General features: G+C 40.2%; 22 protein-coding genes. 6 read left to right on the forward strand and 16 right to left on the reverse strand.

Features of this window, described 5'->3' with window-relative positions:
- Positions 1 to 63 precede the first annotated feature (63 nt).
- Together F947_RS13115 and F947_RS13120 are read right to left on the reverse strand one after the other, a co-directional pair.
- Positions 64 to 315: a helix-turn-helix domain-containing protein gene (locus F947_RS13115; protein ID WP_004976737.1), complete on the reverse strand. Its 252-nt coding sequence runs from the start codon at positions 313 to 315 to the stop codon at positions 64 to 66.
- Positions 312 to 926 carry an IS607 family transposase gene (locus tag F947_RS13120; protein ID WP_004976741.1) on the reverse strand — a complete coding sequence of 205 codons (615 nt, stop codon included), beginning with the start codon at positions 924 to 926 and terminating at the stop codon, positions 312 to 314. Before F947_RS13120 ends, F947_RS13115 begins: the two co-directional genes overlap by 4 nt.
- 366 nt (positions 927 to 1,292) lie before the next feature.
- On the opposite strand from F947_RS13120, the gene brnQ reads away from it, so the two are divergent.
- Together brnQ and F947_RS13130 are read left to right on the forward strand one after the other, a co-directional pair.
- Positions 1,293 to 2,585 carry a branched-chain amino acid transport system II carrier protein gene (gene brnQ, locus F947_RS13125; protein WP_004976744.1) on the forward strand — a complete coding sequence of 431 codons (1,293 nt, stop codon included), beginning with the start codon at positions 1,293 to 1,295 and terminating at the stop codon, positions 2,583 to 2,585.
- Between the two features lie 571 nt (positions 2,586 to 3,156).
- Entirely contained in the window at positions 3,157 to 3,393 is a 237-nt protein-coding gene (locus tag F947_RS13130; protein WP_004976747.1) for a hypothetical protein, read from the forward strand.
- Positions 3,394 to 3,566: 173 nt separating this feature from the next.
- Here the strand turns inward: F947_RS13130 and F947_RS13135 are convergent, their stop codons facing one another.
- Positions 3,567 to 4,019 (reverse strand): hypothetical protein, encoded by a 453-nt coding sequence (locus tag F947_RS13135; RefSeq protein WP_004976749.1) that lies wholly within the window; start codon positions 4,017 to 4,019, stop codon positions 3,567 to 3,569.
- Positions 4,020 to 4,159: 140 nt separating this feature from the next.
- On the opposite strand from F947_RS13135, the gene F947_RS13140 reads away from it, so the two are divergent.
- The gene (locus tag F947_RS13140; protein WP_004976751.1) at positions 4,160 to 5,092 is read left to right on the forward strand and encodes an alpha/beta hydrolase family protein; all 933 of its coding nucleotides are present in this window, start codon (positions 4,160 to 4,162) and stop codon (positions 5,090 to 5,092) included.
- A 196-nt stretch (positions 5,093 to 5,288) separates the two neighbouring features.
- Here F947_RS13140 and F947_RS13145 read toward each other — a convergent pair whose 3' ends face one another.
- Entirely contained in the window at positions 5,289 to 6,812 is a 1,524-nt protein-coding gene (locus F947_RS13145) for a TerC family protein (protein ID WP_004976753.1), read from the reverse strand.
- Positions 6,813 to 7,589: 777 nt separating this feature from the next.
- On the opposite strand from F947_RS13145, the gene F947_RS13150 reads away from it, so the two are divergent.
- A complete protein-coding gene (locus F947_RS13150; RefSeq protein WP_004976754.1) occupies positions 7,590 to 8,054 on the forward strand; it encodes a MarR family winged helix-turn-helix transcriptional regulator in 465 nt (154 codons plus the stop codon).
- Between the two features lie 54 nt (positions 8,055 to 8,108).
- On the opposite strand, the gene F947_RS13155 is transcribed toward F947_RS13150, so the two are convergent.
- From F947_RS13155 to F947_RS13175, 5 genes are all read right to left on the reverse strand, one after another.
- Positions 8,109 to 8,786, reverse strand: a complete 678-nt coding sequence (locus F947_RS13155; protein WP_004976755.1) for an SOS response-associated peptidase family protein — start codon at positions 8,784 to 8,786, stop codon at positions 8,109 to 8,111.
- Positions 8,787 to 8,900: 114 nt separating this feature from the next.
- On the reverse strand, positions 8,901 to 10,343 hold the full coding sequence (locus F947_RS13160) for an aldehyde dehydrogenase family protein (protein WP_004976756.1): 1,443 nt from the start codon (positions 10,341 to 10,343) through the stop codon (positions 8,901 to 8,903).
- Positions 10,344 to 10,542: 199 nt separating this feature from the next.
- On the reverse strand, positions 10,543 to 12,708 hold the full coding sequence (locus F947_RS13165; RefSeq protein ID WP_004976757.1) for a malate synthase G: 2,166 nt from the start codon (positions 12,706 to 12,708) through the stop codon (positions 10,543 to 10,545).
- A gap of 358 nt (positions 12,709 to 13,066) precedes the next feature.
- Positions 13,067 to 14,221 (reverse strand): cell division protein ZapE, encoded by a 1,155-nt coding sequence (gene zapE, locus F947_RS13170; RefSeq protein WP_004976758.1) that lies wholly within the window; start codon positions 14,219 to 14,221, stop codon positions 13,067 to 13,069.
- A gap of 89 nt (positions 14,222 to 14,310) precedes the next feature.
- Entirely contained in the window at positions 14,311 to 15,318 is a 1,008-nt protein-coding gene (locus tag F947_RS13175) for a helix-turn-helix transcriptional regulator (RefSeq protein WP_026438359.1), read from the reverse strand.
- A gap of 169 nt (positions 15,319 to 15,487) precedes the next feature.
- Between F947_RS13175 and F947_RS13180 the strand changes: the two genes are divergently transcribed.
- Complete coding sequence (locus F947_RS13180; RefSeq protein ID WP_004976765.1) at positions 15,488 to 16,966, forward strand: flavin-containing monooxygenase; 1,479 nt, start codon at positions 15,488 to 15,490, stop codon at positions 16,964 to 16,966.
- A 67-nt stretch (positions 16,967 to 17,033) separates the two neighbouring features.
- A complete protein-coding gene (locus tag F947_RS13185; protein ID WP_004976767.1) occupies positions 17,034 to 17,939 on the forward strand; it encodes a LysO family transporter in 906 nt (301 codons plus the stop codon).
- A gap of 121 nt (positions 17,940 to 18,060) precedes the next feature.
- Here the strand turns inward: F947_RS13185 and pyrF are convergent, their stop codons facing one another.
- From pyrF to tadA, 7 genes are all read right to left on the reverse strand, one after another.
- Positions 18,061 to 18,741 (reverse strand): orotidine-5'-phosphate decarboxylase, encoded by a 681-nt coding sequence (gene pyrF, locus F947_RS13190; RefSeq protein WP_004976769.1) that lies wholly within the window; start codon positions 18,739 to 18,741, stop codon positions 18,061 to 18,063.
- A gap of 182 nt (positions 18,742 to 18,923) precedes the next feature.
- Positions 18,924 to 19,289, reverse strand: coding sequence for a lipopolysaccharide assembly protein LapA domain-containing protein (locus F947_RS13195; RefSeq protein ID WP_004976771.1), 366 nt, complete (start codon positions 19,287 to 19,289; stop codon positions 18,924 to 18,926).
- Positions 19,290 to 19,306: 17 nt separating this feature from the next.
- Positions 19,307 to 19,612: an integration host factor subunit beta gene (locus F947_RS13200; RefSeq protein WP_004976773.1), complete on the reverse strand. Its 306-nt coding sequence runs from the start codon at positions 19,610 to 19,612 to the stop codon at positions 19,307 to 19,309.
- 159 nt (positions 19,613 to 19,771) lie between these two features.
- Positions 19,772 to 21,448 carry a 30S ribosomal protein S1 gene (gene rpsA / locus F947_RS13205; protein ID WP_004976774.1) on the reverse strand — a complete coding sequence of 559 codons (1,677 nt, stop codon included), beginning with the start codon at positions 21,446 to 21,448 and terminating at the stop codon, positions 19,772 to 19,774.
- Between the two features lie 119 nt (positions 21,449 to 21,567).
- Positions 21,568 to 22,260 carry a (d)CMP kinase gene (gene cmk / locus F947_RS13210; protein ID WP_004976777.1) on the reverse strand — a complete coding sequence of 231 codons (693 nt, stop codon included), beginning with the start codon at positions 22,258 to 22,260 and terminating at the stop codon, positions 21,568 to 21,570.
- 16 nt (positions 22,261 to 22,276) lie between these two features.
- Entirely contained in the window at positions 22,277 to 22,708 is a 432-nt protein-coding gene (locus tag F947_RS13215; protein ID WP_004976780.1) for an SRPBCC family protein, read from the reverse strand.
- Positions 22,709 to 22,809: 101 nt separating this feature from the next.
- Entirely contained in the window at positions 22,810 to 23,301 is a 492-nt protein-coding gene (gene tadA, locus F947_RS13220) for a tRNA adenosine(34) deaminase TadA (RefSeq protein ID WP_004976782.1), read from the reverse strand.
- Positions 23,302 to 23,316: the final 15 nt, after the last annotated feature.

A 23,316-nucleotide genomic window follows, 5' to 3' on the forward strand; every position in this document is an offset into this window, starting at 1 on the left:
GCGTATTTTCTTCACTATGTGCGTATCAACTTTGCCAAAAGAATAAGCCTAAAATTCATGTGATTAAATCTTTGGCTTATCCGTAACTGGGGTTAATTTACTCTCTTTAGGTCTATTAAGAAGCATTTCATTCACCGCAACATCATAATACTCACACTGATCTCGATATTCCTTATCAGCCTTGTATTGTCGCTGCCACTCTCTTAAAGCCCAATTATACGACAAACGAGCAACACCACTTGCCTGAGAAAAATGGCTTGCTTGTTTATTATTGGGCATCAATTCAATGATATGCTCTCGTATAAATCGACTCATAGTGCTTCTTTGACCACCTGTATTAGCTTTTGGTTCTTTTTACTTCGGCTTCCATATAATCGTGCTGAAAATACAGTGATAATTTCCAGGACATCTTGAGACAGTTCCTCCTCAAAACTCAAATTTTCACCCTGATTAATAATTACAATTTCAACATTCCGAGCTTCACATAAAGCAAAAACCAATTCAGCACCAAAACGTAATAATCGATCTTTGTGGGTTAAAACCAATCGACCAATTTCATTATTAATAATTCCATCCAAAAGAGCCTTAAGCCCTTTTTTGTGATAATTCATCCCTGAGCCTAAATCACTAATAATCTCAAATGTCCATCCCTGCTTGGCACAGTACATTTCCAAAACTTGTTTTTGTCGCTCAAGATCAGCCTTTTGATCGTGACTAGATACTCTTGCATAAGCAATAGTTTTTCGGCTGTTCTGAATTGATAGATCATGGATAAGTTCAGGTGTGATCTTGCTTAGATCGTAACGTCTGTGATTTTTTGGGGTTCTATCTGCGACTAAAGTGCCTTCCTCATCCCATCTTCTTAGGGTTTGGATGGAAACACCCAGTGTTTTAGCTGCAACGCCAATACTAACATATCTACTCATTTGTATATAATAATATAGAAATAGGTAGATTTCAACTAGCAGTTATTAACCCTTTCGGCTTGTAAAATCAGCTCAAGCTGCCAAACAAGTATCCATCGTCATGCGACCAACAGTTTTGTTCAAGAACTGCGCATTTAAAATAGCAACCAAAACTTATACTAGATAAGCCATCTATACTATGTGGGATCAGCATTTTTCAAAAATACATCAGATAAACAGTAAGTTATTTAATTTTTATAGTGAAGATTAAAATAGCCTACAAACACATATCATAAAAAATATTCATATGACCTATAAAATAAATTAGAAAATCATAGCTCGATCTACTAAAATCGCTTTCTTTTGTTTACATCTTATTTCTCTCCCATGACGAATTTACGCACACGGGATATTATTGCCTTGGGTTTTATGACCTTTGCGCTGTTTATTGGTGCAGGTAATATTATTTTCCCACCTATCGTGGCACAGCAAGCGGGCGAACACGTCTGGCTTGCTGCGCTCGGTTTTCTCATTACCGCAGTTGGCTTACCCGTGATTACCATTATGGCGTTGTCACGTGTCGAAGGTTCTATACAAATTTTAAGTTCGCCTTTAGGCAAAATCGCGAGCTTAATTTTAACAGTCGTCTGTTATTTAGCGGTTGGCCCGCTTTTCGCCACACCACGTACCGCTACCGTATCTTATGAAATTGGTTTCTCTGCCTATTTTGGCGATTCCGCGAGCACCTTATTCATTTATAGCGCCATCTATTTTGCCTTGGTGATGTTAGTTTCACTGTATCCACACAAAATTTTAGATACAGTGGGCTATGTACTTTCCCCGCTTAAAATTCTGTCATTACTAATTTTAGGCATCACTGCATTTATTATTCCGACAGGTACAATTTCACCTGCCATTCACAATTATGTGAACAGTCCTGTATCTGAAGGCTTTATTAACGGTTATCTCACTATGGATACCTTAGGTGCATTGGTATTCGGGATTGTGATTATTAATGCGATTCGTTCACGTGGCGTAACTGATAAAAAACTCATCACCCGCTATGCGGTATGGGCAAGTTTAATTTCAGGGATCGGTTTAACGTTAGTTTATCTAAGCCTATTTAAACTGGGGATGGGCAGTCACGATGTTGCCGCCAATGCCAGTAATGGTGCAGTCATTTTACATGCCTATGTGCAACATGCTTTTGGCGGATTTGGCTCGGTATTTTTAGCTGCAATGATTTTTATTGCCTGCATGGTTACGGCAATTGGACTGACATGCGCATGTGCTGGATATTTTGAGCAAATTACTAAAATTCATTATCGCCGTTGGGTATTTATTTTAGTGGGCTTTGCCTTTGTTATTTCCAATCTTGGACTCACCAAACTCATTGCAGTTTCAGTGCCTATTTTAAGCGCGATTTATCCACCTGCAATTGTGGTCATTCTACTCAGCTTTTTCTGGGGATTATTCCGTATTCCAACCCGCGTGATTGCACCTACTGCCGCAGTTGCATTGCTCTTTGGCATCATTGATGCGATGAAAGCCGCAGACTTAGCCAAATTCTTGCCAACCACACTGACCAATTTACCGCTGAGTGAACAAAACCTCGCTTGGTTAATCCATGCATTGCTGATCTTTGTATTCGCTGCAATTCGTGATCGAATGAAAAAATAGCCAGTACGGACTTCGAGCTCGGCTATTTTTTCAAGTCATGCTCTATTTTCGAGCTGTATTGTATTAAAGTCGTGTTTTATCCAAATACGAATTTAAGTTAGACAATAATTGTCAGGTTTTACCCAAACCCGCACTTATTGTTTCTTGTGCTAAAACTGCCTCTTTTTAAGGCAATTTATCAGTCATGATAGTAGCAACCCAAATAATTATTTGGTATAAATAAACAAATGAAATTAAAATATTTTCAATAAAAAACTAAAACAAATAAATCATTCACCCATTTTAAGCAGAGCTCAAATTAACGCTAAAGTCGTATAGTCGCCCTCAAAATTAGCTGGCATAAAATATGCAAGTACGATTGAAATCGTATTTAAATGGCTTAAAAAACACACTACTTTTTATTATTTTGTAAATAAATGATAATAAATAGTGGTATTTCATATGAAAATGATGTTTTTTATCAAAATATGACTATAAGGACTTGAAATAGTTTGCTAAACAAGGTAGAACAATAAAACCAATCTGACTGAAATGCTCTGATTTTAGTGATTTATAACAAGGAGGGATGGAGATGTTTTCACATTTCAATACGCAAGTCTTCATTAACGCTCTGAAGGCTAACCAAAATCTAGTTACTTTTTTAAGCACCACTTTTGCACTGATGCTGACCCTATTGCTCCAAGGCTCAATTCAAGGCAACTTGAAACCAACCTATTTTTTATATGCCTTATTGGTATGTATAGCCTTTGCGATTTGGACATCCATTGACCAAAAGTTTCGTGAACATAAAAACGTAGAAGTTCATTAATCTTACCCTAGCACCCACTCATTTTAGCTTTTTCGCTTTCACTTTGCGGCAGATGGATCACTCCTCTGCCGCCAAACTCAAAAAGTAGATTCTAATCATCATTCCTGATCTACAGCAAAAATCTCAAAATCTTCTACGGGCTACCAAGAAAAAATTAAACTGAGCAATTAGAATTACAACAATCCATAGATTGCGCCAAGCAATAACACACTAGTCCCACCCAATTCAGCCACAATCAATAACAGCATCGCCAAACTCATGCACCAACTTGGCAATGTCCATGCTGCAATTTGATGCGGTTGTTTAAATTGATTAGTGGTATCTTTAAGCAATCCATGCAAGATATAACTCAGAATAGAAAAGCTAAAAAATACTAAATTTAGAATCACACAAATTAAAATTACAGTGGCATCCCAAATACAAAAATAAGCCAAGACCGCTAAAATTAAACTTGCAGGTGCATATAACAAACTACTGCGATGTGCGATATCCACATAATAATGAGCACGCGCTTGGGCAGAAGCACGAATTTGCCAATATTTCCACACGCCTGTAAGCATCCCCACCCACAAAAATATTCCACTGAAAATAATCGCAAGGCGCACTGCCAAAGATAAACTTTCCATGTTTAACACTCTTTTATTTTTCGTGTGGCTATTTAACTACACTCGCAGACTACTAAGCTTGACTCTAGAGTCAGAATAAATACAAGTTTCTTTTTGGAACTCGTGTAAAGTAACTTTATTCTCATCATCCTTAAAACATTATGAGCACATTTGAAAGCTTAAATATTATATGTGCAGATGGTTATGCCCTCGCTGCCCGTTATTATCCAAATCAATATACACAAGCACAGCGTCTACCCGTCTTGATTTGTCCCGCGACAGGCATTACCAAGAATTTTTATCACGCTTTTGCCACATGGCTAAATGAACAAGGCTATGCTGTGCTGTGTTTTGATTTTCGTGGTATTGGTGATTCGTTACACGAACCATTGAAACAATGTGAAGCCAGTATTGTTGATTGGGGGCAGTTAGATATTCCTGCAGCAGTAAATACTTTGCTGCAAAAAACGCAAGCTAAACAAGTGGTTTTATTGGGACACAGCGCAGGCGGACAATTACTGGGGATTAATCCTGAATATCATAAAGTGGCAAAAGTCGTAGCTGTTTCAGGCTCTACAGGCCACACAAAAGGTTTAAAAGGTCGTACTCGCCTACTTGCCCCTGTGATGTTTAAAGTTATTTTTCCACTTGCCAGAATCACACATGGTTATGGCCCAACCAATGCAATTGGCATGGGCGAAAACCTACCTAAAAATGTGGCCCAACAATGGGCACAATTTTGTAGCAAACCCGGCTATGTCATCAATGCTATAGGCAAAACAGTTTCACAGCATTATCACGATGAAATTCGTTGCCCGATTACTGCTATTTGGAGTTCGGATGATGAGATTGCCACCGAAGCCAATGTGAAAGATTTACTCCGTCTCTATCCCCATGCATCGACTAATATGATTGAACTTAAACCAAAGCGTTATCAGCATAAAGCCATTGGGCATATGGCGATGTTTAAAAAGTCACATCGAAATTTATGGAATGTGATTGAAAAATCAATTGGCAGTTTAATTTTTAGTGGCGAAGTCACATACAAATTAAACATTTGTTTTAGTTTCTCGCTTTTTCTTTTCCCTGTTTAAGCAACCAAATTTGTAATCCTGTTTGGTTGTTTCTTTTTTTCTATTCCATGCCACATTTCATGTTCAGCTTTTAAAATCCAGACTTATCGCTGATACACATTTTCAGGATGAAACATCACAATCTTTTTATTACACCATAAAAAAGCTCCACCATTTCGGTAGAGCTTTTTGAGTGATTTAATTCAAAGCTTAGTAATTAGCGTAAGCGAATCATCACAGTTTTAATACGGTTACCATCAAGTTCTGTCACTTCAAAGTGCACACCTTGATAATCCAACTGCGTGCCGACCTGAACTTCACCTTGGGTTTTATCTAAAATCAAACCTGCAACGCTAATGTAGCCTGCATCTTCTTCAATCAGATCCATCATACCCAGTTCAAGTTCAAGCTGGTATAAATCCAGCATACCTGTTGCTTTCCATTCGTTTTCATTGGTTTTAACCAAATCTAACTGTTCGTCTGCATCAGGGAATTCACCTGCAATCGCTTCAAACACATCAAGCGGTGAAATCAAACCTTGAACATTACCAAACTCATCGCTGACTAAAACCAAAGAACCTTTAGAGGTACGTAACGTATTGATCGCATCAATCACTTTCATTTTTTCAAAAATGTAAATTGGACGCTGACGTTTAATTAAAGCTTTAAGCTCTTCTTCTTCGTCCAATACATCCAACAACTCTTTGGCACGTACAATACTAATGACTTTATCTAAACTACCACGACACACTGGGAATAAGCTGTGTGGTACAGATAGAATCTGTTCGCGGATTTGTTCAGGTGAATCTTCAATATCGACCCATGAAATTTGGCTACGTGGCGTCATAATTGATGCGACTGAACGCTCTGCCAAGGTCAAGACACCACCAATCATGTAGCGTTCTTCATCTGCAAACGCTTCTTGCGCTTCGTTATGCAAATCAGGGCTACTGGTTTCAACTCGCCCCCCCATCAATTTTAAAATTGAATCTGCAGTACGGTGACGTAACGGAATTTTTGCTTCATGTTTTGCAACATTGCGCTGACCAAATTGGTTAAACGCTTCAATAGCAATCGCAACACCAATACCCGAATAGATATAACCTTTAGGGATATGGAAGCCAAAACCTTCTGCAATCAAGCTGATACCAATTAATAGTAAGAAGCTTAAACACAAAATCACCACTGTTGGATGACGGTTCACAAAAGCAGTTAATGGCTTAGATGCAAGTAACATCACCAACATTGCAACCACCATGGCAACCATCATCACATAGATGTTGTCGACCATGCCAATTGCGGTAATGACTGAGTCTAAAGAGAAAACTGCATCTAGAACAACAATTTGTGCTACAACTGCGGCAAAACTTGCATAAACCACATTGGTCGTGACTTTGACTTCGGGTTTGCCTTCCATCTTCTCATGCAACTCTCCTACCGCCTTATAGACGAGGAACAAACCGCCACCCAAGAGAATGAGGTCACGCCCTGAAAAGGTTTTTTCAAATAAGGTAATTAACGGTTCGGTTAAAGTAACCAACCAAGAGATTGCAAATAACAATCCTAAACGCATAAACAACGCTAAAGATAAGCCAATCACACGGGCTTTATCACGCTGTTCTGGGGGTAATTTTTCTGCAAGAATTGCAATAAAGACTAGGTTATCAATACCTAATACGATTTCTAGAATAATAAGTGTAATTAAACCAACCCATATTCCCGGATCTAATAAAAACTCCATTAGTTCATAGCTCCGAGATAGTTAGCAGAAATCGAAATATAAAGTAGACCTGCGCACGGCGACGGATCCATAAAAGTAACCTTTTTAGCAATAGATAGCTTAATTATGCACAATCTTGAACATTTGTAATTAAATTTTTAATTTTTTTGAATAAAACTAAACAGTACGATCTATAAGAAGGTTTTTACTTTATTTTTCACATTCTTAATTTTTTTAGAGCGATGACAGCCAAACAAAAGCCGTGAGAATGGATTAAAAATGTCAAATGAATTGTAATGTATTTTTAGACGCATTAGTCATAGATTACAACTGTAAGCCAACCCACACTTTAATCTAAACTTAAAATATTGATAAAAAATAACTATTGTTAAAAGATTAGACCAAAGCTTATAATTTTTTTGCAAAATTCAACGCAATAACCCGCACTTTTACCTAAAAGCCAAGTGTACAAATGTATTTTTTTAACTAAAATGCAGCCTAAGTTGATGGTTAAATTGATAATTCAACTTATAAAACCAGATAACTCACTACTAATCCAAACTAAAACAATTCTATAGGATTAATTGATATGACACATGAATATGGATTGAACTTAAACAAATGCCTACGCGCTTGGAAAAATAGCCATTTCAAAGCCAGCTTCTAAATCGAGATTCATCATATTTCGTCAGATTTCAACCAAATTTTAGCCACTGAAAGCATCTTGCTAAGCACATGAGTTTTCACATAAAATGTGAAATATCAAAAATACAATTAAAACAATGCAGGGAATATGCAATGTCCAAGAAATATTCAAAATTTCTACCATCCGCCGACCAATATGATATTGAACAATTTCCGTATTATTGGGTCACACAAGTACATGCTCAATATGTACAGAATGTCGATCAGGCACTTAAAAAGTATGGTTTAGATAATTCTCGCCGTCGTATTTTATTGGCATTAAGGTCAAAAGCACATGCGAGTGTGTCTGATTTGTCAGACATGGTGGTGTCAAAAATGTCAACTACAACTAAAATTGTTTATCGTTTAAAAGATGAAGGTTTGGTTGAAACTTATTCTTGTGATGATGATGCGCGTATCACTCGTGTCGTGCTTACTGAAAAAGGTAATGAGATGACCAACAAAATTAATGATCTGACTAGCGTTGTTTTAGAGCAGTCATTTGATGGTTTAACTCCACTACAAATTGAAAAAATGATGGAAAGTTTACGTCATATTTTTAATAATTTAGCACGCTAAACATCACGTTATTGTTCCACATCTGTTCTTATCCTATATAAGCACAAGATGTACTTAAAGATCGAAAAAATTGAGCTGGGGGCTTACTTTTTCGATCTTTGCTTTTGGTACATGTGAACACTCAAACTCGTCTACAGGAAAGCCCTGCACAAAGCTGTGTATGTTCGGTGTTTTCAAACTTAGCCATTCATCTAAACGTGCATGTGGAATAACAATAACAGAACGTTTGACTGGCCCAGGCTCATGAAATTCCTTCATCATCGCGTGATCAATTGCGTCCATGGTAATCATACTCGCAGAACGCACAATTTCTTCCGTGCCTTGCCCATCCTTTAAACGGCAAATTTCATACAGTGCTGCAATAAAAAAGGCCTGTCCATCTTTACGACGTACACCCCAACGCTGCGGTTTACTGTCTATATATTTGGATTCATAAAATTCTGACACAACAATCGCGCCAAATGTACACTTATAAGCAGCTTCACTAAAACTTGGTTTTTCTAATAAAGTTTCGTTACGGCAATTATAGGTTTTTTGCGCAATACTTCTGTCTTCCGCCCATTTGGGAATCAAGCCAAAATTCACCGAGCGCCACTCTAAACCTTGTTCAGACTTAAACAATAGTGGCACACTCGAATTTGGATACGCTTCTTCAGCATATTCAAACGGAATTTCAGGCAGACCTAATGCAGATAATTGCGCTATGCTTATTGGTTTAAAATTGGCACACATATACAAATTGGATGATTAGACACACGCACTATATTATGCGTTTTGATCATGAACAGTAAGTGCGCACCCACGCATTCCTTCTTACTCAAACAAAACGCAGACAAATAATTACCGTTAAGCTGGCAATGTCAGCCAATGCGTGCGGGTAAATTCTTCAAATATCCAGCGCCCATTAAAACGACCTAAGCCTGAGTTTTTCTCACCACCAAACGGTGCATTGGCATGATCGGCAACGGTAATACCATTAATATGTGTCATTCCAACATCAAACTGTGCTGCAAATTCTGCACCGCGTTCTACATTTGTAGTGCATACAGCAGCAGATAAACCATAGCGTGTATCGTTCGCTAACTGTAAGGCATGTGCGGTATCTGCTGCTTTGAGAATCGGTAAAATAGGTCCAAAACTTTCATTTTGTACAATTTCTGAATCGGCAGCGACATTCACAAAAACATGTGGTGCAACTAAGTTCCCCGTAACCCCGCCCGCATAAACCAATTCTGCACCCTGCGCCTGTGCTTTTTGAATAATATGCTGATGCTTTTTCACCTGTTCTGCATTAATAATTGGCCCAATCAAGGTGTCATTTTTATTCGGATCACCTACTACTAATTGCGACACACTTGCTAACAATTTTCCAAGATAGGCTGCATAAATAGACTGATCGACAATGACCCGATTGGTACTCATGCAAATTTGACCTTGATGCAAAAAGCGCCCCATCACAGTTAGTTCTACGGCCAAATCTATATCTGCATCATCCAAAATGACTAAAGGTGCATTGCCACCGAGTTCTAAGGCGACACGTTTTAAATGCTCACCCGCAACGGCCAGTTGCCCTACATGCTGTCCAACTTCTGTAGAGCCTGTAAATGAAATCATTTTAGGAGTTGCATGCTCAACAAAGTAATCACCAATTTCACGACTCGCACCCGCCACCACATTGAGTACGCCTGCAGGCAAGTCTGCTTCTTCGAACAGTTTACCGAGTATAGTTCCACCTGTGACTGGCGTATCACTGGCAGGTTTGAGCACTACACTATTACCACAAGCAATCGCTGTAACCACTGAACGCATAGACAAATGGAAAGGGAAATTCCACGGACTGATCACAGCAATAACACCCAAAGGTTTACGCAAAACAACACTACGGACTTTCGGATCTTTGCTTTCCAGTTGCGTCGTGGTCATTTGCTCGGGAAATTGTGCAGCTTCTTGAATAATCCCTAAAGCAGCATCGACTTCGATATTGGCTTTTAAACGGGTACTGCCCGACTCATCAATCAGCCACTGGATAATTTCTTCGCGTCGTTGCTGAATGACTTGCTCTAAGTTCTTAATGATGTATTGACGCAGACTTGTGGATTGAATCAATTGTTCATCAAAAGCTTTTTGCGCTGTACTATAGGCACTATCAACATCTACCACGCTGGCGCCCTGCATCTCAAAAATTGTAGTTTGATGATATGGATTCAAGTTTGGAATGGTTTTAGTAGATGTCCCAACCGACCACTTGCCGCCAATAAATTGTTGATTCAAATCTTGATATGCTGGCATGTATTTGTCCTTGCGCTACTTTTTATATATGACTTTCACTCTACTCCGCAGCTTGATGTTTTTCTAGCAGCAAGTACATCCTGTAACTATTCAGCTGCAAAATTTTCAAAAAACCATAAGCAAAATACAGGCAACAAAAAAGCCTCCGAAGAGGCTCATTTGTTTGTATTACACAATCAGTAAATCAAATCCTAAAGGATTAATCACCTGTATAACCTTTTAACTTTAAACGCGCTGCGTGTAAAAGTGGCTCTGTGTAACCAGAAGGTTGCTCGCCACCTTTGAAGATCAAGTCAGATGCAGCTTGGAATGCAATGTTATTAGCAAAGTCGTTAGACATAGGCGTGTATAGTGGATCATCAGCATTTTGTTGATCTACAATTTTCGCCATGCGCTGCATTACTTCTTCAACCTGTTCACGCGTTACAATTCCGTGACGTAACCAGTTGGCAACGTGCTGAGAAGAAATACGTAAAGTTGCACGGTCTTCCATCAGGCCCACATCATTGATGTCTGGAACTTTAGAACAACCTACACCCAGATCAACCCAACGAACGACATAACCCAAGATACCTTGGCAGTTATTTTCCAGTTCTTTTAGTTTCTCTTCTTCAGACCAGTTGGTATCAGTTGCAAGAGGTGGAGTTAACAAATCATCTAAAGGCAATGCTTCAGTTGCAAGCAATTCTTGCTGACGGTTTGCTACATTAATTTGATGGTAGTGAATCGCGTGAATCACTGCACCTGTTGGAGACGGAACCCATGCACAGCTTGCGCCTGCTTCAGGATGTTCAGTCTTGGTTTTGTACATGTCTAACAGCATGTCTGGTTTTGGCCACATGCCTTTACCAATCTGTGCTTTACCACGTAGACCTGTTTGTAGACCTACCATGACGTTACGGTTTTCGTAAGCTGGGAACCATTTTTGGCCTTTGATTTCGCCTTTACGAACAAATGGACCTGCTTCCATGAAGGTATGGATTTCATCACCTGTACGATCCATGAAACCGGTGTTAATAAAGATGGTACGGTCTTTCGCCTGAGCAATACAGTTTTTCAGGTTAACAGAGGTACGACGCTCTTCATCCATGATACCGATTTTCAGGGTTTTAGCAGGTAAGCCAAGCGCTTGTTCAGCACGTTCAAACAGCTCAACCGCAAATGCTACTTCTTCTGGACCGTGCATTTTTGGCTTAACGATATACATAGAACCGGTACGTGAGTTCTTGATCGTGTTCTCACCACGGATATCAGCCACAGAAAGCAATGGAGTGACCAATGCATCCATGATGCCTTCATAAATTTCTTCGCCATCTACAAGGATCGCCGGGTTTGTCATCAAGTGACCCACGTTACGAAGCAGCATCAATGAACGGCCATGAACCTTGGTCTCACCGCCTTCAACATTTTTGAAGGTGCGGTCAGCATTTAGTTTACGGGTAATGGTCTTGCCATTTTTCTCGATAGACTCTTCAAGCGTACCTTTCATCAAGCCTAACCAGTTACGGTAGCCTTCAACTTTTTCTTCAGCATCAACTGCTGCAACAGAGTCTTCCAAGTCTTGAATCGTCGTTACAGCCGCTTCAAGCACAACATCTTTCACGCCAGCTGCATCTGTCTGTCCAATTGGGCTGTTTGCATCAATCTGGATGACTGCGTGCAGGCCGTTATTTTTCAGTACGATTTCAGTTGGTGCAGAAGCTTCGCCATTGTAACCAACGAATTTAGAGCTATCCGCAACAGTTGTTGTAGAACCATCTTTTAGGCGAACAACAAGTTTGTTTGCTTCTACAGCATATTGAGTCGCGTCGGCATGTGAACCTTGCGCCAATGGGAAAGTTTCATTTAAGAAGTTTTTCGCGAATGCAATTACTTTTTCACCACGAACTGGGTTGTAGCCTTTACCTTTTTCTGCGCCATTTTCTTCAGAAATAACGTCAAAACCGTAAAGTGCGTCATATAACGAACCCCAACGTGCGTTTGCTGCGTTCAAGCAATAACGTGCGTTACGTACAGGTACTACGAGCTGTGGACCAGCCAATAATGCGATTTCTTCATCAACATTTTCGGTGGTAATTTGAAAATCTTCTACTTCTGGTAATAAGTAGCCAATTTCAGTCAAGAAAGCTTTGTAAGCTTCTAATTCAAATGTATTATTGCGGTGCCATTCATCAATTTTAGCCTGAAGCTCATCACGCTTTGCGAGTAATGTTTTGTTCTTAGGGCTAAGATCGACAACGACTTGCTCAAAGTTTTTCCAGTATGTATCACTGTCCAAACCAGAACCTGGTAATGCTTCATTTTCGATGAAATCGTAAAGTTCTTTAGCAATCGCTAACTTGCCTTTTTGAATACGTGCAGTCATTGTCTTTCCTGATATTGCTACTTTTTATACAAGAGATTCTAGTATACTGATTTATATTTAGCTGAATAGTATTATCACATTTCAAAATAACGATCATTTATTACAAGATGAATGACAACAATCATCATAAATCCTGATCAGAAACACGACACTATTACTCATCTAAATACACTTTTACAGTGTATAAAGTTTTTGAAATGTCGAAATTAGACTTAAGTTCAGATTTTGTTGTAAAAATCGACGTCAGTCTTATTGCAACCCTTCAAGATTAAGCCATGTTTATGACAAAATGTCGATAAAACCAACAGTCACATCTTTTCTATCATAAAAAAGCGCCTAGTTCTAGGCGCTTAAAAGATCAACTGATTTGATGTTTGGCTTCGGTGGCCTGTATCTGTCGATGTTCTTCATTTAAGTAATCATCAGACTGCATTTCCAATAAACGTGAACGTGTGCGTTCAATTTCAAATGCCAGTTTTTCGCCCTGATAAATTTCAATAATCGAATCTTCAGAAGTCAGTAATAACTTGACACCACGATCATAAAATTCATCGACCAAATAAATAAAACGACGTGTTCCTTCAGACAAGAAGTCTGTTAAATGCGGTACATTGCTCACCAAAACCGTGTTGTAGATGTTGGCAATTTCAATAAAGTCTGCAGGACTACGCGGTTTAAAGCACAGTTCTGAAAATTCACACCACAACACATCTTCAGTATGCGCAATTGTTTCAACAATACGTTGGTTGATAATAATTGGCTCAGAAGAATAATGTTGTGTATTACTCAAAGCACTGAAACGCTGTGCCATCCAGTTTTGATTATCATGCGTTAAAGGCGATTTAAATAATTGCGCCTGTTTCAAAACACGTAAGCGATAATCTACACCAGCATCGACATTTAGCACTTGGCAATGTTTTTTGACCATTTCAATGGTTGGAATAAAACGATCTCGATGGATACCATTTTTATATAAACCGTCTGGGGCGATGTTAGATGTTGCCACCAAAGTAATGCCACGATGGAATAATTTTTGGAACAAGTCACTCAGAATCATCGCATCAGTCACGTTAGATACGAAAAATTCATCGAAACAAATCACCACTGCATCTTTATAAATTTGGTCTGCAACAGAATCGAGCGGGTTACGCTGCCCTGAAAGTTTGTTCAGTTCACGATGCACATGCTGCATAAAGTGGTGAAAGTGCATACGTGTTTTACGTCTAAATGGAATCGAGTCGTAAAACTGATCCATGAGCCATGTTTTACCACGACCTACACCACCCCACATATAAACACCCTGTGGTGCTGTTTGGCGGCGGAAACGGCGGAACGCTTTTTTTGATGCTTTATAGCGTTGAATTAATTCCTGCCACACACGCTCAAGTTCGTGTACAGCCTGCGCCTGCGCATCATCTGGCATAAATTGTCCAGAGGCTAACGCTTGTGCATAACGCTCCGCAGGCGATAATGGAGTAAAGGCTGTGGTTTGTGGCGAATTAAAATCAGACATATTCATCAGTACTTATTTGGGCAAATAGATTATAACGAAGATCGAATCACGAGATATAGCACTTTGGCATAGTTTGCAAAATACTTAGGCTATTTTGTATATTGGCGTGGACTTTGTCCAAACCACCGTTTAAAGGCATGGTTAAATGCCGCAGGCTCTGAATAACCAAGTAACTCTGCAATCATTTCAATTGAATATTCCTGATATTCAATTAATCGCAATGCTTTATCTTTGATAAGATCTTCACGAATTTGTTTGTAACTAGTGTTCAATTGTTGCAGTTGATGGCGCAATGTCCGTTCAGGAATTTGCAAAGCATGTGCTGTTTCTGCCATGCTCGGCATACTGCCTTGTTGTAATTCCAAATAATCTTTTACGCGCTGTACCACCGAAGGCGCATCATCTTCGAGTTTAAGTCGCTCAAACTCAATCACGCATTTGGCTTCATAACTACTAAAAGTGACTGCATCGGCAGATGGAATACGTGCTGTGAGAACTGCATCATCAAACCAAAACGCTGCTTGGGGTTGAGTAAAAACAATATCTTGACCGTAATAATCATAAAAAGTTTGCAAAACTTCACTTTGCTGCGGCTGTGCAAATGGCAATTCTATGCGAATACGTGGCGCACTCATCCCCATCATTTTATATAGGTCTTGAATAAATTTGAACGTGCCTGAAATTTCACACTGCGCACGCAATACACCTAAACTACTATGTAAATCATAGGGTTGATAACACAAGGCAATATGTCGCGTGCTATGTTGCAAACTCAGTTTCCCGCTTAAATGCGTCAATCCCTGATATTGAATCCCTTTTTCTAATGCAGTGGCAATATCTGGACTGGTCACCAATAACATCAGTAAAGGACCATAACCTGCCAAAGCATAATGCTGTCCAATAAACAGCCCCATTTCAGGCTCTACATCTTCACCAATGACTTTGAGAATATCCCATTCCAAACTCGGATGAATAATTGAACTGGTATCCAGCGCATCTGCACGCAAGCCGATACTTTGCAATTTTGCATCGACATCAACGCCTGCTTTACGCATGCCTTGTATTAAATACATTAAGCCAAGTATGGATCTTTTCATAAAATGAACAGTGCGAAACGGAATATCCTTTTTACCCGATTCATCCACAGATAGAAATTGCCGAAAATATCAATTTTTATGTCAGCACGATCATGTTACCACATGCTGGCTTATTCTATCCTGACTCAAACAAACTCAAGTCAAACAAAATAAATATAAGGATGTCTTCATGCAGGATGCAGCAGCTCATTATCAAGTCGCAATTATTGGCGCAGGCTTTGGTGGATTAGCCATGGCGATTCGTTTGCTACAACGCAACATTCATAACTTTGTGATTTTAGAAAAGTCTAATGAAGTGGGTGGTACTTGGCGTGAAAATCAATACCCTGGCGCGGCTTGTGATGTGCAGTCGCATCTGTATTCATTGTCATTTGCACCCAAAACTGACTGGTCAAAACGCTATGCCGAAGCACCAGAAATTTTTCAGTATATTCAAGATGTGGTGCAACAGTTTAATCTGCGCGAATATTGCCAATTTAACAGCGAAGTGGTGCATACCGAATACCATGAAAAAGACTGTGTATGGCATGTTGCGTTAAAAGATGGCAGACAATTGAGTTGCCAATATTTAGTCTTTGCTTCTGGCCCACTGCATGTGCCACAAATCCCGCACATTAAAGGCATTGAAAAGTTTCAGGGCAAGGTTTTTCACTCGTCTCAATGGGATCATCAATACAACTTAAATAGCAAAGTTGTGGCATCTATTGGCACAGGCGGCAGCGCGATTCAATACATTCCTGAAATTGCACCTCAAGTTAAACAGTTGTATGTAATGCAACGTACGGCTGCATGGGTCATTCCACGAGATGAACGCAAATATCTGAGTGTTGAGAAAAAACTGTTTAAACAAGCAGACTGGTTTAGAAAGTTGCATCGTGCGCGTTTGTATTGGTCGAATGAATCACGTGCAATTCCAATCATGCAACCTAGCGTGATGAAATATACTCAAAAACTGGCAGAAGCGTTTATTCGTTTTCAGGTCAAAGACAAACAATTGGCACAAAAACTCACGCCTGACTACATTATGGGATGTAAACGTATTTTAGTGTCCAATAAATACTTCCCAACTTTTAACCGTGACAACGTCGAATTAGTGACTGATGCAATACAGGAATTGACTGCAGACAGCATCATCACCAAAGATGGTAAAATGCGAAAAATTGATTGTCTGATTTATGGCACAGGCTTTATTACCGATCCGCGTATCTATCTACAGCCATTTAGCTGCATTGGTGAACATGGCGTTGAATTAAAACAGGCATGGAAAGATGGCGCAGAAAGCTATTACGGCATTAGCCACAAAGGTTTTCCGAACCTGTTTCAGTTGCTTGGGCCAAATACAGTTTTGGCGCATAACTCGGTTATTTTTATGATCGAATCGCAAGTCGATTACATTCTGCAAATGATGGATTTGGTGGCACAATCACAGAGCAATGCAATTGTAGTAAAAGATCAAGTACAAGATCAATTTAACCACGATGTGCAAGACATGCTAAATAACACGGTTTGGCAATCTGGCTGTGTAAGTTGGTATCAACAAGATGGTGGAAAAAACTTTGCACTTTGGCCAACCTATACTTGGAAATATTGGCTAAAAACCAAGTCGCTGCATCCGAGTGATTTCAGATTAATCAGTAAAGCGGCATAAATTTCCGCTTTTAAAAGCAAACTGGCATAATCAACAGGTTTTTATCTATCTCCCACCTGTTGATCTCATGCAATCTCTTTGGCTGATTTTCCAATTACTCTGCTGTTTATGTCTAGGCTTTGTACTGGCAAAACGCCTCCCTCGAATAATCGAAAAAATTGCGTTTCAACTGCTTCCATATTTTAGCTATATCCTGCTAATTGCAATTGCGATGGAATTTTCACAAACGCTCGGTTCACTACAGCAGCCATCGCATATTCTATCTACAGCTTTACAGATTGCATTTGCTACATCAATTGGTGCTTTTCTGTGTTGTTATTTGCTTTACAAAGGTTTGGGGCTGCAAGCAACGCAAGGCAAAGTTTCATTACAGTTGTTGATTCAATCCTGCATCAACATCAGTTATGCCTTTTTTGCACTATTGGCAGGCTACGTGCTGCATCTACTTTTTAGTGCTATGGATTTCCAAGTTCAGATCAACACTTGGTATTTACTGTTGCTGTTTATGTGGATGATTGGACTCGATCTCGCTTATTCGCCTTTAGATCGTTCTTGGCTGAATTGGAAAATTTTAATGGTGCCCGTAGGCTGTATTTTCGGTTCAGTTGCAGGGGTACTACTTTGCGCACTTTGGCTCCCCATCGCTCTACAAGATTTGCTTATGCTCTCACAAGGTTATGGATTTTATTCCATGAGCGGGATTGTGGTGTCGGAACTTCGCAATGCCGAATTGGGTAGTATTGCGTTAATGAATGATTTATTCAGAGAGATTTTTGCGATATTGCTGATGTATATTTTGGGATGGCGTTATCCACGTGCTGCAATTTCTGCCGCAGGCGCAACTGCCATGGACGTCACTTTGCCCATGGTAAAACAAGCCTGTGGCAACGATTTTATTCCACATGCCATGGTCAGTGGATTTGTATTGTCAATCCTTGCACCCATTGCTGTAAGTGTATTGGCTGCTATTTAAAAAGAATCAACAATTGTCCTCTCTCCCTCTGGGAGAGAGTTGGAGAGAGGGTTTGCGCTCTATTTAGGCGAGAGTTAGAGAGAGGGCTTATCTCCCTTTTAGAGAGTCAGCGATAGTAAAATTAAAGCGTCGCTAAAATATCTTTCAAAGTCTGACGTGGATTTCCAGATTTTGTAATTGGACGACCAATCACCAAATGCGTAGAACCATCCAGCATAGCTTGTTTGGGAGTCACAATACGTTTTTGATCATCGGCATTTGAGCCTTCAGGACGAATCCCTGGAGTTACTAAGGCAAAATCCTGCCCTAAGATTTCACGCAACATTTTGGCTTCTTGCGCAGAACACACCACACCATCTAAACCACTTTCTTGAGTGAGTTTAGCTAAACGCTGAACTTGCTCAAAAGGCTCAATATCTAAACCTAAATCTTTTAAATCTTCACGCCCCATAGAGGTTAGTACAGTCACTGCAATCAGTTGAGTCTGATAATCCCCTGCTTTTAAACGCTCCACACAGGTTTCCATCATTTTACGACCACCTGAGGCATGCACGTTGACCATCCATACGCCTAAATCTGCTGCAGCACATACAGCCTGAGCCGTTGTATTTGGAATATCGTGAAATTTCAAATCTAGAAAAACCTCAAAACCTTTGTCATGCAAGGCTTTCACGACTGCAGGACCTTCATGGGTAAATAACTCTTTACCAACTTTTACTCGACATAATGCAGGGTCTAATTGTTCTGCAATGGTTAAGGCGTCATATTGGCTTTTAGCATCGAGGGCAACAATGATACTCAAGAGAATTACCTATGGATTTGACAAAGAGTCGCTATTATAAAGTGATTCGTGCCAAGCAGATAGTCAAAAAGACAGCTTATCCCCCATCGCAGCGATAATCAGCCATTCGTCAAAGGCACACATAAAAAAACACCCCAAGATAACCTTGAGGTGTTGATGATCAATTCGCTCAACAGAGCAAATTAAAGTGCATTAGAAGAACGATCTTCAGTATGCACATCTAATACCGTTTTTTCATGACGAGTATGCGCAGCAGCTTCAGCAGCAGCCAGTTGAGCTGCATGAATTTGCTCTTTGCGTAGGTATTCAATATCTTTACGTAGTCGCTTAATTTCCCAACTATTTTGGAACACACGGAAAACCTGCACGCCCAACAATAACCCTAGCACCAAACCAAGTGCCAATGTAATCAGTAGCAATAGACCCAAACGCATTGCAGGCACTTGAGTAAATAACAGGTCAACTGAAAGTTCAGTGCCGTTTTGCAAAACCAATGCCAGAGAATATCCAAATAGAATAACTAAAATAGCGACTAGAACGTAACGCATAAACACCCCTAGGAATTTTATTTATTTACAGACTCGTTTACTGCATCACGTAGTGCTTTACCCGGTTTAAAGTGCGGTACAGCTTTAGCCGCAACTTCTACAGACTTACCTGTTTTTGGGTTACGACCTACACGTGGTTCACGGTGATGCAATGCAAAACTACCGAATCCACGAATTTCAATTCGGTTATCTGCCGATAGTGATGCAATCATTTGATCAATCATGATCTTCACAGCTTCTTCCACCAATGGCTCAGCCAAATGTGGATTTTTCAAAGCAATTCGTTCTATCAAGTCAGACTTATTAAGTGCTTCAGTAGTCATCTGCGACCTCTTTAATTATCAAGCTACTTTTACCTAAACTGATAATAACCTGTTTAAATACAAAACGGTAGCGTAATAATTGAATACTACGCTACCGTTTACAGTATTTGTGTAAAAAGTATGTGCTAATTTACATTAACCATACAGTTTACCCGCAACTTAGTTGCCCATTTGAGCTTTGATCAAGTCACCAATTGTCTTAGGACCATTGTCTTGACCGCTAGTTGCAGTTTTCAAGTTAGCAACTGCTTCTTTCTCTTCAGCTTCGTCTTTCGCTTTGATAGACAAGTTGATAGAGCGAGATTTACGGTCTACGTTGATGATTTTCGCTTCAACTTCTTGACCAACTTCCAAGAACTTAGTTGCATCTTCAACGCGATCACGGTTGATTTCAGATGCTTTAAGTGTTGCTTCAACTTCGTCAGCTAACTTAACAGTTGCGCCACGAGCATCAACAGCAGTTACAGTACCTTTAACCAAAGCACCACGTTCGTTAGCAGCTAAGAAATCGTTGAATGGATCGCTGTTCAATTGCTTGATACCAAGGCTGATACGGTTGCCTTCAGCGTCTACAGAAAGGATAACCGCTTCAACAGTGTCACCTTTCTTGTAACGACGAATAGCTTCTTCGCCTTGCTCGTTCCAAGAAATGTCAGACAAGTGAACTAGGCCATCGATACCGCCTGGTAAACCGATGAAGATACCGAAGTCAGTGATTGACTTGATTGTACCTGAAACTTTTTCACCTTTGTCGTGGTTCTTAGCAAACTCTTCCCATGGGTTAGCACGAGTTTGTTTGATACCAAGAGAAATACGACGACGCTCTTCGTCCACTTCAAGAACCATAACGTCAACTTCGTCACCAATCTGAACAACTTTAGATGGGTGGATGTTTTTGTTAGTGTGGTCCATTTCTGAAACGTGTACTAAACCTTCAACGCCTTCAGCGATTTCTGCGAAACAGCCGTAGTCAGTTAAGTTTGTTACGCGAGCTTTAACGATAGAACCTTTAGGATAACGGCTCATGATCGCTAACCATGGATCTTCGCCTAATTGCTTAAGACCTAGAGATACGCGGTTACGCTCTTTGTCAAATTTAAGTACTTTAACAGTAACTTCTTGACCCACTTCAACCACTTCTGATGGATGCTTGATACGTTTCCAAGCCATGTCAGTGATGTGAAGAAGACCGTCAATACCGCCAAGGTCAACGAATGCACCGTAGTCAGTAAGGTTCTTAATCGTACCAGTAACAGTTTGACCTTCTTCAAGCTGAGCAAGAAGCGCTTCACGGTCAGCTGAAGATTCAGCTTCCATAACTGCACGACGAGATACAACAACGTTGTTACGTTTAGCATCAAGTTTGATAACTTTGAACTCTAACTCTTTACCTTCAAGGTGAGTTGTGTCACGGATAGGACGAGTGTCTACCAAAGAACCTGGTAAGAACGCACGAACTGGACCGATGTCTACAGTGAAACCGCCTTTAACTTTACCAGAGATAACACCAGTAACGATTTCGCCGTCTTCAAAGATTTTTTCAAGTTTAGTCCAAGTTTCAGCACGTTTCGCTTTTTCACGTGATAAAACAGTTTGGCCCATACCGTTGTCAAGTGCTTCAACAACAACATCAACGGTGTCACCAACTTGAACTTCAAGTTCGCGTTGTTCGTTTAAGAATTCAGCGCGGTCAACAACGCCTTCTGATTTAAGGCCAGTATCAACTGTTACCCAGTCAGAGTCGATGCTTACTACAACGCCTTGGATGACAGCACCCTTTTCAACGTTGAGGTTTAATTCGCTTTCTTCAAAGAGGGCTGCAAAAGATTCGGTCATGATATACCTGATAAAGTCAGCGGTCTTGGATCAGACAAGGCCGGTTTAGTTAAGCGTCTACATAGTCCGTATAGAACTGATCAAGCTATGCGTTCGCTGAATAGCTTTATTTCACGCGGTTAAGCGCGGCAAATAGCAAGCTTCTGATCGACATAAGCTGTCATTAATGCAAATACTTCATCAATGTTCAACTCAGAACTATCAATGATGTAAGCATCTTCTGCAGGCTTGAGCGGAGCAACTGTGCGCTCCATGTCTCGTTTGTCGCGAGCCTGTATATTCGGTAAAATGTCGCTTATTTTAGCATCCAGCCCCATACCCTGCAACTGTTTTACACGTCTTTGTGCACGTGACTCTGCCGAAGCAGTTAAATAAATTTTAGCCTGCGCATTTGGGAAAATACTGGTCGCCATATCGCGTCCATCTGCAACCAAGCCCGGTGCTTGGGCAAAGGCATGCTGACGTGCAAGTAATGCTGTGCGCAATTCAGGTACTGCCGCAACTTTTGAGGCATATTCCCCCACACGTTCGGTACGTATGGTTTGCGTGACATCTTCACCATCAAGCAACACTTGTGTGCCATCTGGCTGGGTCACAAATTGAATATTGAGCTGTGTTGCAATGGCAACGCATTGACTCAGTTCAGTATCAAGTTGATCTAGCAAATTCTGCTTATGTAACGCCAAACCCAACAAACGATACAACGCACCAGAGTCGAGCAAATGAAACTGATAATGTGCTGCCAATTTTGCCGCGAGTGTGCCTTTACCTGAACCGCTAGGGCCATCAATGGTTATAATTTGAACCGTCATGCTGTTTCCGAAATGATTAAAGAGATTTTGCGAGTTTGGATAAACCAATTTTAATTGCAGTTTTCAATTGCGCAAGAATAGCTTTACTCACAAATGGAACACGCGCTTGTAGCTCAATGCGATACGTGACCAAGGTTTTGTGATCCGCCACTTGCTGAAATTCAATGGTACCCAAATGATGTTTGATCAATGGATTTTTAATGATTTTATATTCAATCCGCTGATTCGGTTCAAGCACGGTAATTTGCTCTTGCAAAGGTTTAATTGGCCCAATCCCCATACGACGCACCGAACCTACACCATCTGGACGTTCAGGGTCAGCAGAGTCTTTAATGCGCACCACTTGCATTGGTGCAAATGCAATATTATAAGTTGCATGTTTAGAAAGTAATTCAAATACTTGCGCAACTGGCGCATTAAATTCTTTTTTAATTTGAATAGCGTGCATGGTTTGCCCTGATGATGAATGCTATGTTGTGTTTGATTTAGTTTAACGCAAATCAAGCCTAAAACTCTGAACTGGTTTTGATCATGGAGGTCATTTATCAACTATTGCTGCTTTTGTTGTTTCTTTTGCGCACGGCGCATCTTAAAAAAATCACTCAACTGGGCTGAACATTGCTGCTCTAAACAACCTGATTGATACTCAAAAATATGATTGTAATAGCCTGACTCTAAAAGCTTTCTAGCACTGATCAATGAGCCGGCTTTGGGTTCAGTTGCTCCAAATACCACACGTTTGATTCGCGCATGAATGAGCGCACCCACACACATGGTACAAGGCTCCAGTGTGACATAAAGCGTGGCATCTTCAGGTAAACGATAATTTTGAATATGATCACATGCTGCACGGATTGCCACAATTTCGGCATGTGCGGTTGCGTCGTGTAAGGAAATAGGCGCGTTATAACCCGCGCCAATCACTTGATTTTGACTAACGATGACAGCCCCCACAGGAATTTCCCCCTGTGCTGCAGCCAAAGCAGCCTGCGCATAGGCAAGCTGCATCCAGTCTTCATCACTATAGTTCTGTTCTGACATTTAAATATGAGTAAA

The organism is Acinetobacter towneri DSM 14962 = CIP 107472 (assembly GCF_000368785.1).
GTDB lineage: Bacteria > Pseudomonadota > Gammaproteobacteria > Pseudomonadales > Moraxellaceae > Acinetobacter > Acinetobacter towneri.